Raw genomic sequence first — 17,382 nt, forward strand, 5'->3', positions numbered from 1 at the left:
CCGTTCGTCGAACCGGGCGGACTGGACGCGATGCGCTGGCCCAAGGACGCGGCCTGGCTTGGGATCGCGTAGCATATGAACTCCATCCCGGAGGATCGACCCATGAGCGAGCTTTCACTACAAGGCTTTTTGACCGAATGCGAACGCGAGCAGTTGCATCGCGTGCAGTCTATCCAACCCCAGGGTTGCCTGCTAGGTGGCCGGACCGGGAGTCCGATCGTTCGTTTCGCGAGCGCCAACCTCGAGGACTGGGTCGGGCGTCCGCTCAAGGTGGTCCTGGGCCAGCCAATCGCGGCCCTGATGCCGGATTTTCCGCCAACGACCGAGATCGCCGACCTGGCCGAGGCCGAGGCCGCGGATGCCTGGATGCGGCCATCCGCCGACAAACGTCTGTACCCGGAGCTGTTTCAAGGCGTCAAGGGCGCGCTCGACGGGCTTCTCTCCTGCGATGAGAGCCATTGGCTGCTGGAGCTGGAAGCCTCCCTGCCGGCCTCGCAGCGGCATGAGGCCTATCGTCCGGTCTCGCATCGGCTCTATCGGATGCCCTACTCGGAGCATGATTGGGCGACCCATTGCCAATATCTGGCCGATGAGCTGCGCGCGGCCAGCGGCTTCGAGCGGGTCATGGTCTATCGCTTTCGCGAGGATGGCTGTGGCGAGGTCATCAGCGAAAGTCTCGTCGAAGGTCTCCCGCCTTATCTTGGTCTGCGTTATCCGGCCTCCGACATCCCGCGGATCGCGCGTGACATCTATCTCCTCAATTCGCATCGACAGATTCCGGACATCGACGCGCTGCCCGTGCCGATCCTGGATCCGGATGGCGACAGCCTCGATCTGACCCTGTCGGATCTGCGCGCGGTCTCTCCGGTGCACCTGGAATATCTCGCCAACATGGGCGTCACGGCCTCGCTGTCCTTCTCGGTACGGGTCGCCGGCGAACTCTGGGGACTGGTCGCCTGTCATCATCGGGTTCCGCGTCATCTGCCGCTGCCCGTGCGCGAGCGCTGTGCCGAGATGGTTCAGGTCTTCACCCTGGCGATCGCCGGCTATCAGAGCACCCGTCGTATGGTGGAACTGAACGAGAGCGATCAGGAGATCACGGCCCTGCTCGAAGCCTTGCGTCAGGCCGATTCGGGCCAGGACGTCGGCGTCGATCCCGGCCTCACGTCTAGCCGCATCGCCGGCCCGACGCTCGGGGAGGCCCTGATGTCCCTGGTCGATGCCACCGGCGCGGCGCTCGTCGACGCGCGCACGATCGTGACCTTCGGACAGACGCCGGACATCGCGGCCATCCGCGCCATGGCCAACTGGTTCAACGAGGCGATCCGCGAGCCGATCTTCGCCACCGACCAGCTCTCCGCGCACTATCCAGAGGCCGCGTCCCTATCCGGGCTCGCCAGCGGTTTGCTCGCGGTGCGGGTGGAGAATTTCCGCGACCAGGCGGAGCGTTGTTTCTTCTGGTGGCGCCCCGAACAGCCCCGCGCCGTGCACTGGGCCGGGGATCCCCGCAAGAGCGCCCTGTTCGACGCGCAGCGCCAGCGCCTCTCGCCACGGTCCTCCTTCGAGCGCTGGATCGAGACCACCTCCGGCCATTCGGAGCCCTGGGCGACCTCCGCCAGGCTGCGCGCCCAGAAGTTCCGAGGTCTGGTACTCCGCGATGTCAATGCCGACATTCTGCGTCGCTGAGGCGATTTCCGGGAACCGGCATCCCGACCTCGAATGGCGGCAAGTCTTGGGTGGGTGACCGCACCGTCTTGAGTCGGTCGCCGACGGCCCGTTTTCGGATCGAGCCCGACGGCACCCTCCGGCCACACGCCATGTCGACGAGATCAGGTTTCATGCCGGCCAGTCTCAAGAAATCCTGGATACCGCCGTTACTTCGACCATGAGCGCCATGAGCAGCGTCGGAAATCGGACGTTCGACCTGGCGGTGGTTGAATCGGCGTTTCGCCGCGGAGCAGTCGGTTGAGAGTACGGGGTCGCATGTCGACGGTGGGACGGGATTCGGTCGTCGAGTTCATCGACGCCTATGCGCAGGACGAGCAACGCCTGCTGGAAATCATTCTCGACCAGGAGACGGGCGGCTTGTCGATTCGCGTGATGGACGTCAAACGCGAGCACCGGTGGCGTCGAATATCGCTCGGTCGGGCGTTGAGTCTCGTATCGCGCGGTTTTGCCAGGCGCGCGGTCGCTGTCCGCGGCGCGGGCAAGAAAATCTAGGGCGGCCGGCGCTTGCTGGAAGGGAATCCGCGGCGCGAGCCAGGGTCGCTGGAAGAGGTCATGCACCTGCCGCGCGAGGTCAAATCCGGCTGGGACGCGATGGCGGGCGCGCGGCGTCGGGCGTCCCGAGCGCCGACATCATGTCGTCCAGGGTGTCAAGTCCGCCAGGGATCCGTCGCTGCCAGACTGTTCCAGGAGCGGATGTCGGCCGATTCGGAGGATACATCGCTTGGCACGGCTTTCGCAGTACACGAGCACGAACCATTCCTTCGGGGACGTCCCGTGCCGCCCAACAATCAAGCCGATACGCCACGCCTGACGCTCATTTCATCGGCCGAGCCGGGCCTCCGCCAGCCTTACGAGGCCATCGATACCATTCGGTTCCTGCAGGCGATCACGGCTTCCCTGGAACTCGATCAGGTGGTGATCACGCTCAACGACTTCCTCCGCGAACTCGTGGATCACAGCGGATGGGAATACCAGAGCCCGCTCGGCGATCAGCGGTTGTCGGGCGGCAAGCCGGATCGGCATCGGCTCGAATATGCCCTAACGCTGAATGGCCAGGAGATGGGCATCCTCAAGCTGATGCGTGGCCGCCGCTTCTCGGAGGATGACCAGCTTCACATCGAGAGCCTGCTGGGTCTGGCGGGTCCGGCCCTTCAGAACGCCTTGCGTTTCACCCGTGTCAGTCAGCAATTGGAACGCGATCCGCTTACCGGGCTGGGCAATCGCCGGGCCTTGACGCTCCAGGGGGCTCAATGGGTGGCGGACAGCCTGCGGCATCGGCAACCGATCTCGATGCTGGTGATGGATCTCGATCATTTCAAAAGCGTCAACGACACCTTCGGCCACCCACTCGGCGATCGGTTGCTGTGTCAGGTCGCCGATACCCTCATGGGGGTGACGCGGACGGCCGATCTCTGCGTGCGGATGGGGGGCGACGAGTTCGTCGTGCTGCTGCCCTCGACCGGACTGGCGGACGCCCTGGAGTGCGCGGAACGGATTCGGCGGGCCGTTTTGGAGCTGATCATCGAGAGCGATGCCGGCGAGCGGGTCAGGATCAGCCTGAGCATCGGCGCCGCGACCTATCGCAACGGCATGGATATGGATCAGCTCTATCGGCAGGCTGACGAGGCGCTTTACGCCGCCAAGCGGGCGGGTAGCAACTGCGTGCTTGCGGTGGCGACCGGCGCCGATTACAAACGCAGTGATCCGGTTGGCACTTCCAACTGATCGCTTCGCTTAGACTCCCCAGCGAATGTCGAGCGGACCCTTCGGCTGACGCTTCCTCGGATGGACTGGCTCGGAATATCTCCGGGCCTGCTCCGCGTTGCCTGATGGCCGGGTGTCCGCGATGCGCATCCCATCCTCTCGGGCGACCCGGAGTTGCCTCATCGGCCCGGTCCTGGCCATCAAGCAGGGCCTCGAAACAGGAAGCAGCACCTAATGAAGAAGATTCGATTGAGCGTGAAGCTGGCCGTCGGCTTTTTGTCCCTGGCGACGATCATCCTGATCGTCGGCCTGTTCGGGATCAAGGGAGAGCTGAGCATGCGTGACCACCTGATCGGCATGAGCCGGGAATCCCTGCCGGCGATCGTGCAGCTAAATCGGCTCAACTACGAACGTATCAATATTCGCGGTCAGACCTACGAGGTGAAGGGCCTGACCACCTGGGGTCCGGAGACCAACGCGGTGATCGAACAGGTCATGCGCCAGCGCGTGGCCTCCTGGAAGATCGTCGAGGATACGCTCGCGCTATACGAGCAGCTTCCTCAATCCGTCGACGAACAGGCCGTGTTCACGGCGCTGAAGAGCGACTACGCGACTTGGCGGGCCAATTACCGCGAGTTGGATGCCCTGGCGGGGCGTATGACTCAGGTATCGGATCCCGATGCCTATTCCGCGCTGCTCGGGGAGTACGGTCGCTCGGTCGATGCGACTTTTCTCGTTTCCGATCGGGTGGGGGTGCTCATCGAGTCCTTGGTCGCGCTCAGGAACAAGAGCGCCGATGACCTGCTTGGCGCGGGATTGAGGGAAGGCGATCTCATGGTCAAGCTCTATGGGGTAGGAATCGGATTGGGCTTGACCCTGGCCGTCCTGCTCGGCGTCTATATCACGCGGGATACGCTCCGTCAGTTGGGCGGAGAACCCGCCGTGGTGGTGGCGATCGTCAACCGGCTCGCCGAGGGCGATCTGGCGACGCCGGTCGAGCTTCGCGCGGGTGACGACACCAGTCTCCTGGCGGCGCTCTCGCGGATGGTCGAGAACATGAAGCGCCTGCTGCGGGAGGTCTCGACCGCCAGCTCGCAGGTGGCCGCGGCGGCGGTCCAGCTCTCGGCGACGAGCGAGCAAACACGCGAGCAGGTGCGGGTGGAGCAGTCGGAGACCGATCAGGTCGCCACCGCGATGAACCAGATGACGGCGACGGTCGAGGAGGTCGCGCGCCACGCCGCGGCGGCCGCGCGCGCCGCCCAGGAAACCGACCGGGAGACCGAGGCGGGCGGACAGGTCGTCACCCAGACGATCGCCGCGATCGATCTCCTGGCCCAAGAGGTGGAGTCCGCCAGCGAGGTGATCGCGCGCCTGTCCGACGACAGTCGTGAGATCGGCGCGGTGCTGGACGTGATCCGGGGCGTGGCGGAGCAGACCAATCTGCTGGCTCTGAACGCGGCCATCGAGGCGGCGCGCGCCGGTGAGCAGGGACGTGGGTTCGCGGTCGTCGCGGCCGAGGTGCGGACCCTGGCCAGCCGCACCCAATCCTCGATCCAGGATATCCAGGAGAAGATCGAGCGCGTGCAGAATGGCTCGGTCGGTGCCGTGCGGGTGATGGCGAAGGGTCAGGCGATGGCGCGCGAGAGCGTCTCCCAGGCGCGCCTCGCCGGCGAGTCGCTCCAGAGTATCAGCGCCTCGATCACGAGCATCAACGACATGAACCGGCAGATCGCCAGCGCGGCGGAAGAGCAAACCGCCGTGGCCGAGGAGATCAACCGCAACATCCACACCATCTCGGCGACGATCGATCAGACGGCTGTCGGTTCCTCGCATATCGCGACCGCCAGCGAACAGTTGGCCGATCTGGCCAGCCTGCTCCAGGAGCGGGTGTCCTGGTTCAGGATCTGATCGGCTCGCGCGCTGGCCCGCGTCCGCGGGCCAGCGGGCGCGCTCGATGTAATCGCTTGATCAATGCGTTTGCGTGAATCTTTGCACCAGATCCTCAAGGATCCTGGGTTGGAGCGGTTTGGCGATGTGCTCGTCCATGTCGGCCTCCAGACAGCGCTCGCGGTCGCTCTCCAGGCTGTGCGCGGTCATGGCGATGATGGGTGTGCGGCTCAGACCCTGCTCGATCCGACGGATCGCGCGCGCGGTCTCGATCCCGTCCATGATGGGCATGTAGAGATCCATGAAGACCAGATCATAGGTCGAGGGTCGGAAGTGTTCGATCGCCATGCGCCCATCGCTGGCGATCACCACCTCGTGGTTCCACTCCCTCAGAAGGGCGCCTGCCAGCTTCTGGTTCACCTCGTTGTCCTCGACCAGAAGGATCCTTAGCCGTCGACGGTGCTCGATCAGATCGTGTCGGGTCAGCAGCGGACCTGGGTCGCGGCGTTCGGAGGCGTTCAGGATACTGGTGAGGGTTTCCCGAAGTTCCAGCGGGGTCGCCGGCTTGGTCAGGAAGGCATCGATTCCGAGATCCCGGCAGCGTTGGGCGTCGCCTCGGTGTCCGGAGGAGGAGATCATGATCAGGCGTCCATGCTCGGCCAGACCTTCCTCGGACAGCCGTCGTGCCAGTGAGAAACCGTCGATCTCGGGCAGCGCCGAATCGAACAGATGGACATCGAAGGGCACTCCCTCGGCGTGACGTTCGCGCGCCCGCTCAAGCGCCTGGCGCCCATTGCTCGCCTCCTCGACCGCGAATCCCCATTGCTTGAACCAGTAGACGAGCGTCCGGCGGCTGGTCGGATCGTCGTCGACGATGAGCGCGCGCTTGTTTGGCCAGGACTCCATCGGCGGCAAGGGCGCTGGCGTGGGTTGTAGCCTGGGCAGCGGAAGGGTGAAGTGGCAGCCGCCGCCCTCATCCTGGCTGTCGGCCCAGATCCGCCCACCCATGAGATCAATCAGGCGGGCGCAAATACTCAGGCCGAGTCCGGCTCCGCCGAATTTTCGAGCGATCGCGGGATCAAGGTCGTCATGCGCGCCGAACAGCGCCTGGATGTCGCCGGAGAGAAACCCCGCGCCCTGGTCCAGGATCGAGAACTGGATCTGGTCCAGATAGGGATCCTCGCCGGCGAGCACCCGCGCCTGGACGCGGATCTCGCCATCGTCGGCGAGTTGGATCGCGTTGTCGCAGAGGTTGGCCAACACCTGCCGGATCCGCCCCGGATCGCCCAGGCTGCGCGGCGGCAGTTCGTCCGTTTGGTCGTAGACGATGTCCAGTCCCTTGCGTTTGGCGGTGGTCGCGAGCGAGGCGACCATTTCCGTGAGCATGACCGAGAGACTGAAGGGGATTTCCTCGATCCGCATGCCTCCGGTCTCGATCTTGGCGAAATCGAGGATGTCCCCCAGGATTCCGAGCAGCCCCTCCGCCGATGACCGGATGATGGTGACGTAGTCCCTTTGCGTCGGGTCGAGCCGGGTATCCAGCGCAAGCTCGCTGAGCCCCAGGATGCCGTTCAGGGGTGCCCGTATCTCGTGGCTCATATTGGCGATCAGCCGGCTCTTGGCGAGATTGGCCGATTCGGCAAGGTCGCGTGCCTGGATCAGGGCCTGCTCGGCCAATCGGCTGGGGGTGATGTCGACATTGACCCCGAAGACACGATGGGCGAGCCCGTTCGGCGCCAGTATGATCCTGGCCCGGTCGCGCAGGTAACGCACCTGGCCGTCGGGGCGGATGATCCGGTACTCAAGCTCGAAGTCGTCCTGGCCGCGCAGGGCATCGTTGATCAGTTCGCGCGTCGGGGTCCGGTCCTCGGGATGGAGGCGCTGAATCCAGTCATACAGATGGCCATGGAAGTCATCGGCCTGGAGGCCGAAAGTCCCCGGCATGCGGGCATCCCAATCCAGGCGATCGCTGTCGATGTCCCACTCCCAGACGCCGATGCCGGCCAACTCCCCGGTCTGCCCGAGGCGCTGGGCCTGGCGGCGCGCCTCTTGCGCGAACCGGCAGGCGCGCGCGGCCTGGGCCAGCGTGCCCGCGAGCAGGCCGATGCCCTGCTGAAGATCCGTGCTCAGGACGCCAGTCGCCGGGTCGCGCAGGAAGATCAGGATCCCGAAGTGGGGCAGACGAAAGACATGGACGATGCCTTGCGCGTCGCTGTCGACGATCGGTAAGGCGTCGGTACGCGCGTTCAGCGCGGCGTCGAGCGAGGCCGACGACCAGCGCTCCCAGAAACCGCTATAGGCGGGGTCGCGCGGCAGTTGGTTGGGGAGCATCTGGACAACCGGAGGCTGGCCGGAGCCGGTCGGCTCCGAGGCCCGCGACTCCAGGATGGCGCCACCGCGCCCATCGAGCAGGCGGTGCATCTCGACCAGGAACCGGTGGAGCATGGGCTCCAGTTCCCCGGCGTCGCCGATCGCCCGCGACAGTTCATACAGCAGCTCGGTGGCGGTTGAGGGAATCATGGTCGCTGATGGCTTGACCTGGACGGTGCTCGATATCTCGTGAGGTCGGCGCGGCCCGATAGGGCGCGCGGCCGGAATCCGCGCCGGTGATGCGAGTCCCCTGTCGGTTGCCAGGGCACGGCGACCCAGGGGAGGTCGATGGCTTGTCCGGCGGCGGCGATCGGATCGGGTCCAGCCCGCTACCTCAAGGGTTCTCATGGTCCCGGACCAGGCAGGAGACAGCCGTTCCAGCCGAGTCCCATGACCCGGGCACTATAATCAACTCCGTTCGGTCAAGGAAGCACTGGCGGTCGTCAGCCCCCAAGCCCTCGCGCCAGAAGAGAGGGTCGGAGGCGTTCCCGATCGCCGCCAGGGAGCGTTCGAGTGGCCGGAATCGGGCCAGGACCGAGGACCGAGCTAGGGCGTGTCATCATTTCCGCGACGGTCTGTCCTATCCTTGTCGTTGGCCCCGGTTGACTGATCGGGCGTGACGCCGACCCGCCGCACACGCGGCTACATCCGGAGTTTAGCGGCTTCGGACGATCAACCGGGGCCATCCCATGATTCGTCGGTCTGAGACGAAGCCTCGCTAGGTTTATACTGGATCGCTTTCCGAACCGCTCCAGCCTCTAGCCATGCACCGTACAGACGATCTGCGCATCCGCGACATCACCGAAGTCCGCTCGCCGAGGGAATTGCACCAGGAATATCCCCTCTCGGAGGTGGCGGCCGACACCGTTTATAACAGCCGCCACGCGATCCAACGCATCCTTCACGGCAGCAACGACCGGCTGCTGGTGGTGGTCGGTCCCTGCTCGGTTCACGATCCCGAGGCGGCGCTGGAGTACGCCGGGCGGCTCAATCCGCTGCGCGAGGCGCTCGCCAGGGATCTGATCGTCGTCATGCGCGTCTACTTCGAGAAACCGCGCACCACGGTTGGCTGGAAGGGGCTCATCAATGATCCGAACCTGGATGGCAGCTTCGAGATCAACAAGGGTCTCGGCGTTGCCCGCAAGCTCCTGGCGGATCTCAACGACATGGGCATGCCGGCGGGCACCGAATTCCTCGACCTCATCAGTCCCCAATATATCGCCGACCAGGTGAGTTGGGGCGCGATCGGCGCGCGCACCACGGAGAGTCAGGGCCATCGCGAACTGGCCTCGGGTCTGTCCTGCCCGATCGGTTTCAAGAACGCGACCAACGGCGACGTCAAGGTGGCCATCGACGCCATCCATGCCGCCGCGCGCCCGCACGTCTTCATGTCCGTGACCAAGGATGGTCAGTCCGCCATTTTCAGCACCACCGGCAACGTGGATACCCACATCATCCTGCGTGGCGGGCAGCGGCCGAACTACGACACCGAGAGCGTCAACATCGCCGCCGAGCAGATCGCGGCCGCGGGCCTTAGCCCCAAGATCATGATCGATTTCAGCCACGCCAACAGCGGCAAGCGGCCCGAGAAGCAGATCCGCATCTGTCGGGATGTCGCCGGCCAGATCGCGCGCGGCGACCGGCGCATCATCGGCGTGATGATCGAGAGCCATCTGGTCGCCGGCAGCCAGAATCCGGGCGCCTGCGACGACCTCATCTTCGGCCAGAGCATCACCGACGCCTGCGTCGGCTGGGACGATACCGAGCCCATGCTGCATGAGCTGGCCGAGGCGAGCGCGAAGCGGCGCGAGTGCTGCTGAGCCAGACCCAGCCGCGAACCAATTCGAACGAGCGGGCGCCGCCGCCTTGCCCTGGGAGCCGGGCGGCGGGATCGCATTTCCTGGCCTCCCGCCGAACCCGCGCCGCGCCCTCGCTACCCACCGATTGCACACTCCGCGTTGTTTGCTGTAAGGTCCGACGCCTGAGAGGGCGAGGGTCGATCCAGCGTCGGATCGGGTCTCGCGACCCAGTACCGGGCACGCAACGGAGATAGGTCATGCCAGTTCCCCGCTCCTTATCCCTGGTCCGACTCCTGCTCGGCCTGACCCTTTTCGGGCTCGCGCTCCATCCGGCCTGGGCCGCGCTCTATAAATGCCAACAGCCCAACGGCCGGATCACTTATCAGCAAACCGCTTGCGATGGGCGCGCCGATAGCGCCGAGGCCAACCGGCTCCAGGTCGACATCCGCGGGCCGGACGGTAGAGAGACCGGCTCGTCCGCCGAGGATTATTCGGTCGGCGGCCAGGCGGCGCGCATGCGCGCGGAGCGCGAGGCCCTGACCCGCGCGCGTCTCAAGGCCAGGAAAGAGGCCGAGGCCCAGCGGACGGCGTCCAGGCCCGACAGGAATTCGGAGCTGGATCCGGCCAAGTGCGCCAAGCATCGCGGCGAGGTCGCCAAGTGGAAACAGAAGGTGATGAAGGGCTACCGCACCCGCTCCGAGAAGGACCAGAACGACAGCAAGCTCGCTTATCACCAGGCGCTCGTGGATCGCCATTGCGACTGAGCGGCCACCATCCGATAGGTCGCCCCTTCCTCATAAACGTCGGAGATAACGGTTTCCGCCAAGCCGCTGGGTCTGATCCATGATCCAGGCCGCGCGGCGCTGGAGCCGCTCGGACGGCTGGTCCAATTGATAATTCCCAGGCCCCGGCAGCACCCCGATCAATAGAGTTGCTTCCTCCAGAGCGAGTTCGCTCGCGGAATGGCCGAAGTAACGCTGACTGGTCGCCTCGATGCCGTAGGTGCCGGGACTGAACTGCGCGATGTTGAGGTAGACCTCCAGGATCCGCTCCTTGGACCAGAGGGTCTCGATCATCAGTGTGAACCATCCCTCCAACAGTTTGCGTTCCCAGCCCGAGCCTGGCCAGAGAAAGAGATTCTTGGCGGTCTGCTGGCTGATGGTGCTCGCCCCGCGCAGGCGCTCTCCCGACCGATGGTCCCGGATCGCGTGACGGATCTCGATCAGGTCGAATCCCAGATGGCTCGGAAAACGCTGGTCCTCGCCGGCGATCGCGGCCAGCTTGATGCTGGCCGGCATTCGCTCCCAGTCAATCCAGGCATGCTGGTAATAGGGCTGGCTCTGATTGAGACGCCAGACGTTGAAGGCATGGCGCAGCATGAAAGCCGAGGCGGGCGGATTCACCCAACGCAAACCGACGACCAGCACCAGACTCGCCAGCACTAGGAGCACCGGCAAATGCCGAATCCAGTGCCAGGCCAGGAGCATCCGATCCCGGATAACAGCCCGTGGCCCCAGGCGGAGCGGGGTTTTCGGGCTGGATTCCCCGGAGCTATCCGGCCTGCCGAGATCCGGCTCCGCCGCTTCCTCCCCACCTTCGACGAGAACGGCGGACAGCGGCGTTTCGACGCGCTCCGATGGGGCGGCTGGCCAGACCGAGTCTTCGACCCTGTCGGTAAGCCCGGTTTGGGCCAGGGTCGGAGCGGAATCCTGGGGGGCGCGCTCATCCTGGCGCGAGACGCGCGACCAGAAGCGGGCAAGAGGCGTGAGAAAGTCCAAAAGGTAGGTCGAGGATCCGGCCGATTTCAGTGAGTCACGTCTATGTGCACCAAAACACAAGGGACGATCAAGAGGCGTTTCCGCCGACCGAGCGAAACTGGGCAGGATTCGCTTCGCGGGATTATCGACGCGATGCCCCTGTCGATGATGGAACAACGAGGGATACCGGTCGGCGGTGATCTGTTTTCAGCGGGGACAGGCCGAGGGCGTGTCATCAATTGTCTTCATACTGGGATGGTCCGCCCGGCCACAGTTCCAAGGCTCGGATCGACGTGCTCGACGTGGATGTCGCGCGGCATCCTGTCGGGGCGAATTCATTCGCCCCGACATCCGCGCCACCAACGCGGTCAATCCATGCGCCTGGGGAGTTCAATCCGACGCCAAAACGCGCCCGATGATTCATGCGGATTGTGTGTCGCTGGAGAGGTCGGTGACCTGCCCCGTTGTTGTCCCGCGGGCCGGGGCTCGACAGCCCGCGTCGCCTCTCAGGGCAGACCTTGCGGCGCGATGACCTGACAGGCGGATGTGAGAAAGCAAGCGCGGATGGAGATCTTCAAGAGTCCCGTGGCCCGACTGTCCAGAAATCGCGCGATGCGTGGAAGGCCAAAGCCCTGGATAAGCCGCGACGTCCGCGCGGCGCCGGTCAAGATCCAGGATCTGGAAGCGAGCCGCGCGTCCTGGAAAGAGCGGGCACTGGCGGCGGAGCGTGAGGGCAAGCCATCGGACGCGCACCGGTCACCAACCCCTGTCGGCGAGGAAGGCGACTCGGGGGAGGCGGCCCAGCGTCTCGCCCTGTCGCCCCCGTTTGGTCATCAGCATTCGCTCCTGGTCATGCCATTGACACTGTAGATGTACCTGAGTGCCGGGCTCGGCCGCCGCCGGGTGCCCGCGTGCCGCACCTGCTTGCGCCCTGGTTGCCGCTGAGCCTTCCCGCCTATACCACGGTGGGTCTATCGCTGCGGATTGGCGGTGCTCCAGCGGGCGCCGCAGCGGCGTAAGGATTGGATCCATGCGATCGATCACACGATTGTCGCTTTGCCCTTTCCTGCCGCCGGTCAAGGCGTCTCGGGCGCGGGCTCGGTCGCCGGCCTGGGTTCGGTCTCTGACCCGGACTCGTTTTCAGTCGTTGCCGTTTCGGCTGGCGCCGTCAGCTTGGACTTGTCCAGATCAATCAAGCCATCCAGATCGTATTTGGATAGCTTGAAATAGTAGGGCCGATCCGCGTCCTTGAGGACATAGTCCTCGCTCTCCCCGACTTGGGAGACGCGATAGGACCGCGCGCCACCGTCGGCAAGCTGGATCTCGATCCCGAGCTTGGGCGTTTGTTGGTTGTAGGCAGGATCCTCCTCGGTTCCGAGCACGCCTCGGTAGCCCAGATTGGCCAGGCTCATGGCGGCTCGATTCGCTGCGTCCTGGTCGATGGCCTCGTCGCTGTCCGCGAACCTCCAGCCCTCGGCCGTCCTGGTCAGCGCCCAGTCCGCGCCGCGGATACCGGCGATCTTCTCCTGGTCGAGCCGCAGCAGACCGTTGTCGATCCAATCGTCGCGCCGGTTGGAGACATCGGATAGGGCAAGCGCCAGATCGTAGACGGCCGGGTCGTCCGCCGGGCGGCCGAACAGACGGCGGAAGCCGGGGGTGTCGCCCAGGATCAGCGTCCCGAGGCGACCGTCCCGGCCCTCCAGCGTCAGGCGCCGCGCGAAACCCTCGTCGGCGACCTTGAAGCGCTTGCGCGCCGCCTCGCTGGTGGCGATCGGCAGGGGACGCTTGAGTTCGGCGACCCCCTTGAGGAGCTGATCGACCTTGGTCCCGGCCGCCGGGAAGCCGGCCAGGTCGCCGATGACCCAGCGCCCGTCGTCCCGACGCTCCAGGTGGGCCTGCTCGCCGCCGTCCGAGCCCTCGATCAGGATCCGGGTGACCTGATCGGTGGTGAAGTCAAACAGGGGTGTCCGGGGATCCAGGGCGGTCATTCCGGAGCCGCTCAGGCTCTGGCCCAGGGCGATGAAGAGTTGCAGGCCGAGTAGAAGCACGAGCCCCAGCACCAGGGGCGAGCGCAGATCCGAACTCCACCGGAGATCGGTCCTTGCGCCGCTAGAGGGCGTGCCGGTCGATGTCGCATGGGTCGATGTCATGAACCTGTACCTCCGTGACCAAGAATGGCGGCATGGATCCGCGCGCGGCGGGCGCGGGCGCGGCGATGAATCCAGTAGACGAGCAGCAGTCCGCCAAGCGCCAGCAGATAATTCAGGGACTCCCAGAAGACACGCCGCTCTTGCCCGATGGGGTCGAGCATGCGGCTGAACTGGCCGCGTCCGCGCAGGGCCAGGAGCCCTGGATCCTCCAGCGACCAGTCGACCGCGTTCTGCATCAGCTCGATGGGCTTGAGATAACGGCTCTGGGTCGCCTCGTTGGCCAGGCCGATGGCGGTATCCGTGAGGAAGCTCGCGGAGCCGATCAGGATCAGGCGCGCGGAATCGGGCGAGGACTCGACCACGCCGGAGATGACCGGCGGGGTCTTATCGGTCTCGCCGTCCTCGGCTGTCTCGGCGGCTTCACCCTTGGGCGCGGCCTCGGCGTCCTCCTTGACGAGCAGCGGCGATGGACGTCCCGCGAAGGGTGACTGGAAGCGTCCCTCGATCGCCACCGCCAGGAGCTTGCGACCCTGGTCCTGGCCGGTCGGGAAGCCGAAGGTGCCATGGGCGTCGAAGTCTGGTTGCATGTTCTCGGAGTCGCTGGTCCAGGCTTCGGAAGAGCTTTGGATGAGGCGCGTGACCTTGCGCCCGGCGTTCTTCTGTGTGTCCACCTGGATCGGGGACGACCAGTTCAGGGTGATCTGACCCAGATTAGCGGTGATGGCGTTGTCCTCCGCCAGTCCGTCGTCACGGATGTCCGGGAAATAGGGGTAATCCAGGGTCTGGATCTCCTGGACGACGAAGCCGCCGAGATCGCGCTGTACCGGGATGGGGAAGGGCGTGTTACGCGGATCCAGCACCAGTGAAGGCTCCAGCGTCAGGCCGTGGTGCCCGAGCCAGTCCTCTAGCCCCGTGCTCGCCTTGCGCGCCGCGATGTTTCCGCCAGCGAGGTCCAGGTTGAAACTGGAGGCGGCCAGGATGACGGTGCCGCCCTGCATCAGGAACTGGTCGATGGCGAAACGCGGCTTCTCACCCAGCGACTCCGGACCGACAACCATGAGCAGATCCGTATCCTCCGGCGCCTGTCCCGAGGAGAGATCCGTCTCACGCACACTGAAGCCGTCTTGCAGGCTTTGCCGCAGCAGCCCGAAGTCGCCACCCGTGGGCGCGCCCATGCCGAGCGGATTGGGCGCGGACGGCGGCGTGTAAAGGGCGAGCGTGCGCAGCACGCCGGGCGCGAAGCGCTTGATTCCGGCCTCGATGGCGCGTTCAAGCCCGGCGCTGTCCAGCGTCTCGGGCAGAGGAATCGGCACGACCTGATCGCCCCCCTCCAGCACAAGATAGAAATAGAAGGGCGTGGGATCGAGCAGGCTCACCATCAGGGGCTCGAAGCCGTATTGCTCCTGGATCGTCTTGGCCAGGGTGCCATCGCCGGCCGCCGGATCCTGGATCTCGAAGCTGAAACGCCCCTGTGATCGTTCCGCCAGTTCGGCCAGGTGCGACTCCAGCGCCTGGCGCAGTTCCGGCAGTGGCTCGGGAAGCTGTTCGGAAGACGAGACGAATCCCTTCAGACGCAGTGGCTTGGTGATGTTGGCGAAGAGATCGCCGCCACCCTGGTAGCCATAGAGCACCTTCTTGACCGTGCGGGTCAGGTCGTACTCGGGATTGCGCAGACGCACCTCTAGATCCGTTTCGCTCCGGACCTTGACGTCGATGAGATCCTGAAAACCCAGGGTTTCGAATTGGTCGCCGTACTTCACCAGGATGTCGAAATAGGAATTGACCACGGCGGCCTGGTACTTGGTGGCGGTCTGGAAGGCCACCGGGCGGATGCCGTACTGCTCGCCCGCCTCGCGCTCCAGCTCGGGCGAGCGCTGAGGGTCGACGATCTCCACGCGGACCTTGCCCTTGCCGGCCACCTGATACTCCTCCAGCAGATCACGCAGTTGGGGGACCAGTGGGGCCAGCAGCGGATGGGTCTCGGCGCTGAAATAGCCCCGGATCAAGAGCGGCTCCTGGAGCTGATCCAGATAGGTGCGGGTCGCCTCCGAGATGGTGTAGAGCCGACCCTCGGTGAGATCCGTCCGGACGCCGGCGACGCCCGGCATCCAGAGATTGGCCGCGAGCAGGTTGGCGACCGTCAGACCCGTGGCCAGCGACCAGCGACGATGGTGACGCGGATTGGCGGTGCGCTCCGCCCAGCGCAGCCGCTCCAGGCTGTAGACCGTCAAGGCCAGAAAGGCGCCGACCAGACTCAGGTAGTAATAGAGATCGCGCGGGTCGATCACGCCGCGCGTGATGGATTCGAAGCGCGCGCCGCTGCCGAGCAGACGCAGGATCTCGCCGCCGCCGTGACCGACCAGGCTGGTGAGGGCCGGCGAGCCGATCACATAGAAAAGGACGCTGATCAGGGTCGCGCCGATCAGGGCCACGATGGGGTTGTCGGTCCGCGAGGAGACGAAGAGCCCGATCGACAGATAGGCCGAGGCCAGGAGCAGGGTCGCCAGATAGGCGCCTAGGACCGGACCCCAATCGAGCGGCCCGAGCAGCGCGACCGTGATGGGTAGCGGCAGGGTCAGGGCGAGCGACACGCTCACCAGGCCCATGGCCGCCAGGAACTTGCCGAGCACCAGCTTGGGCGTCGCCACCGGCAGGGTCAGCAGGGTCTCCAGCGTACCCGCGCGTCGCTCCTCGCTCCAGAGCCGCATGGTGAGCGCGGCGCAGAGAAAGATCAGCAGGACCGGCATCCACTCGAACAGTGGCCGGGCGTCCGCGATGTTGCGGGAGAAGAAGGCGTCCACCCAGAAGAAGACGAAGAGACAGACCGCCAGGAAGGTTCCGATGAAGATGTAGGCCACCGGGGAACCGAAAAAGGCCGCCAGTTCACGGCGCGCCACGCGCATGACATCACCCATGGGCCACCTCCTTCCGTTCCAGGGTCACGGCGCCGAACAGCGCCTCCAGGTCCTGCCGTTCCGCTTCCAGTCCGTAGAGCGGCCAGCCGCGCTCGCCGACCGCCTGGGCCACGATGGGCGAACTGGCGCGGATGTCGGACGTCTCCAGCGCGAAGCGGTTCAGTCCGGCGTCCCGATCCAGGAAGCGGACCGCGCCGATGCCGGCCAGGCCCGAGAGGACCGGTTCCGCCTCGGTCGGCTCGCGGTCCAGGCTGACCAGCAGCCGGGGTTGACGGCCGATGGCGTCGAGCCGGCTGTCCAGCGCGAGCCGCCCGCCACGCATGATGAGTACGCGCCCGCAGACCGCTTCGACCTCTTGCAGGACGTGGGTCGAGATGATGAGGGTCGCCTCGGCCGACAGCTCGCGCACCAGACCGCGCATGTGCTGGATCTGCGAGGGGTCGAGTCCGTTGGTCGGTTCGTCCAGGATGAGGATGCGGGGCTCGTGCAGGATCGCCTGGGCCACGCCAACGCGCTGACGATAGCCGCGCGAGAGCGTGCCGATGCTGGCGGTCGCCTTGGCGCCCAGCTCGGTGCGCTCCACCGCGCGGCGGATGGCGGCGGAGCGCCGGTCGGGGCCGAGACCCTGGAGCGACGCCTGGAAATCCAGGTAGTCGAGCACCGTCATCTCGGGGTAGAGGGGGCAGTTTTCAGGCAGATAGCCGATGCGTCGTTGCGCCTCGCGACGCTGCTCGGCGATGTCCAGTCCATCGATCTGGATGCTCCCGGCACTGGGTTCGAGATAGCCGGTGAGCATCTTCATGATGGTGGTCTTGCCCGCGCCGTTATGGCCGAGCAGACCGACGATCTCGCCAGTTCCGATACGGAACGAGACGTCCTGGACCGCCTTGAGCTCGCCGTAACGGCGACTGAGCTGACGAACCTCGATCATTGAGTCTCTCCTGTCTCGATTGCTCGCGGTTGGAATGGGGGCGACGGCCGAAGAGCCGCTTACGGGCGCGGATTTCAACCAAGCTGGTGGCGTCATGCAAGGGGGGCGGACCGGGCGGGTTGGCCCCGCCCGGCCATCGAT

12 protein-coding genes are annotated in these 17,382 nt (G+C 65.6%); 7 read left to right on the plus strand and 5 right to left on the minus strand.

Annotated elements, in window-relative coordinates; genetic code table 11:
• Positions 1-102 precede the first annotated feature (102 nt).
• From CKO27_RS00580 to CKO27_RS00595, 4 genes are all read left to right on the plus strand, one after another.
• The gene (locus CKO27_RS00580; protein WP_200372725.1) at positions 103-1,686 is read left to right on the plus strand and encodes a GAF domain-containing protein; all 1,584 of its coding nucleotides are present in this window, start codon (positions 103-105) and stop codon (positions 1,684-1,686) included.
• 306 nt (positions 1,687-1,992) lie between these two features.
• Positions 1,993-2,220, plus strand: coding sequence for a hypothetical protein (locus CKO27_RS00585; RefSeq protein WP_200372727.1), 228 nt, complete (start codon positions 1,993-1,995; stop codon positions 2,218-2,220).
• A gap of 282 nt (positions 2,221-2,502) precedes the next feature.
• Complete coding sequence (locus CKO27_RS00590) at positions 2,503-3,453, plus strand: diguanylate cyclase (protein WP_200372730.1); 951 nt, start codon at positions 2,503-2,505, stop codon at positions 3,451-3,453.
• Positions 3,454-3,666: 213 nt separating this feature from the next.
• Positions 3,667-5,340, plus strand: a complete 1,674-nt coding sequence (locus tag CKO27_RS00595; protein ID WP_200372732.1) for a methyl-accepting chemotaxis protein — start codon at positions 3,667-3,669, stop codon at positions 5,338-5,340.
• 60 nt (positions 5,341-5,400) lie between these two features.
• On the opposite strand, the gene CKO27_RS00600 is transcribed toward CKO27_RS00595, so the two are convergent.
• On the minus strand, positions 5,401-7,839 hold the full coding sequence (locus tag CKO27_RS00600) for a response regulator (RefSeq protein ID WP_200372734.1): 2,439 nt from the start codon (positions 7,837-7,839) through the stop codon (positions 5,401-5,403).
• A 614-nt stretch (positions 7,840-8,453) separates the two neighbouring features.
• Between CKO27_RS00600 and CKO27_RS00605 the strand changes: the two genes are divergently transcribed.
• Together CKO27_RS00605 and CKO27_RS00610 are read left to right on the plus strand one after the other, a co-directional pair.
• Positions 8,454-9,509 carry a 3-deoxy-7-phosphoheptulonate synthase gene (locus tag CKO27_RS00605; protein WP_200372736.1) on the plus strand — a complete coding sequence of 352 codons (1,056 nt, stop codon included), beginning with the start codon at positions 8,454-8,456 and terminating at the stop codon, positions 9,507-9,509.
• Between the two features lie 236 nt (positions 9,510-9,745).
• Positions 9,746-10,252 (plus strand): DUF4124 domain-containing protein, encoded by a 507-nt coding sequence (locus CKO27_RS00610; protein ID WP_200372738.1) that lies wholly within the window; start codon positions 9,746-9,748, stop codon positions 10,250-10,252.
• Between the two features lie 30 nt (positions 10,253-10,282).
• Here CKO27_RS00610 and mtgA read toward each other — a convergent pair whose 3' ends face one another.
• Positions 10,283-11,266: a monofunctional biosynthetic peptidoglycan transglycosylase gene (gene mtgA, locus CKO27_RS00615; RefSeq protein ID WP_338115810.1), complete on the minus strand. Its 984-nt coding sequence runs from the start codon at positions 11,264-11,266 to the stop codon at positions 10,283-10,285.
• 591 nt (positions 11,267-11,857) lie between these two features.
• On the opposite strand from mtgA, the gene CKO27_RS00620 reads away from it, so the two are divergent.
• Positions 11,858-12,115: a hypothetical protein gene (locus tag CKO27_RS00620; protein WP_200372740.1), complete on the plus strand. Its 258-nt coding sequence runs from the start codon at positions 11,858-11,860 to the stop codon at positions 12,113-12,115.
• 206 nt (positions 12,116-12,321) lie between these two features.
• On the opposite strand, the gene CKO27_RS00625 is transcribed toward CKO27_RS00620, so the two are convergent.
• Genes CKO27_RS00625 through CKO27_RS00635 form a run of 3 tightly spaced genes read right to left on the minus strand, consistent with a single transcriptional unit; the run spans position 12,322 to position 17,241 of the window.
• Positions 12,322-13,395, minus strand: coding sequence for a DUF4340 domain-containing protein (locus CKO27_RS00625; RefSeq protein ID WP_200372742.1), 1,074 nt, complete (start codon positions 13,393-13,395; stop codon positions 12,322-12,324).
• A complete protein-coding gene (locus tag CKO27_RS00630; RefSeq protein WP_200372744.1) occupies positions 13,392-16,310 on the minus strand; it encodes a Gldg family protein in 2,919 nt (972 codons plus the stop codon). The genes CKO27_RS00625 and CKO27_RS00630 overlap by 4 nt, the downstream gene beginning before the upstream one ends.
• Positions 16,303-17,241 (minus strand): ABC transporter ATP-binding protein, encoded by a 939-nt coding sequence (locus tag CKO27_RS00635; protein WP_200372745.1) that lies wholly within the window; start codon positions 17,239-17,241, stop codon positions 16,303-16,305. The genes CKO27_RS00630 and CKO27_RS00635 overlap by 8 nt, the downstream gene beginning before the upstream one ends.
• Positions 17,242-17,382: the final 141 nt, after the last annotated feature.

This window comes from Thiocystis violacea (assembly GCF_016583575.1).
In the GTDB taxonomy this organism is placed as follows: Bacteria; Pseudomonadota; Gammaproteobacteria; order Chromatiales; family Chromatiaceae; genus Thiocystis; species Thiocystis violacea.

Bases quoted from the DNA above. Each gene is read 5' to 3' on its own strand.
- CKO27_RS00635 (WP_200372745.1), bottom strand. From the start codon at position 17,241: ATGATCGAGGTTCGTCAGCTCAGTCGCCGTTACGGCGAGCTCAAGGCG.
- CKO27_RS00595 (WP_200372732.1), top strand. From the start codon at position 3,667: ATGAAGAAGATTCGATTGAGCGTGAAGCTGGCCGTCGGCTTTTTGTCC.
- CKO27_RS00630 (WP_200372744.1), bottom strand. From the start codon at position 16,310: ATGGGTGATGTCATGCGCGTGGCGCGCCGTGAACTGGCGGCCTTTTTC.
- CKO27_RS00620 (WP_200372740.1), top strand. From the start codon at position 11,858: ATGCGTGGAAGGCCAAAGCCCTGGATAAGCCGCGACGTCCGCGCGGCG.
- CKO27_RS00605 (WP_200372736.1), top strand. From the start codon at position 8,454: ATGCACCGTACAGACGATCTGCGCATCCGCGACATCACCGAAGTCCGC.
- CKO27_RS00600 (WP_200372734.1), bottom strand. From the start codon at position 7,839: ATGATTCCCTCAACCGCCACCGAGCTGCTGTATGAACTGTCGCGGGCG.
- CKO27_RS00625 (WP_200372742.1), bottom strand. From the start codon at position 13,395: ATGACATCGACCCATGCGACATCGACCGGCACGCCCTCTAGCGGCGCA.
- CKO27_RS00610 (WP_200372738.1), top strand. From the start codon at position 9,746: ATGCCAGTTCCCCGCTCCTTATCCCTGGTCCGACTCCTGCTCGGCCTG.
- CKO27_RS00580 (WP_200372725.1), top strand. From the start codon at position 103: ATGAGCGAGCTTTCACTACAAGGCTTTTTGACCGAATGCGAACGCGAG.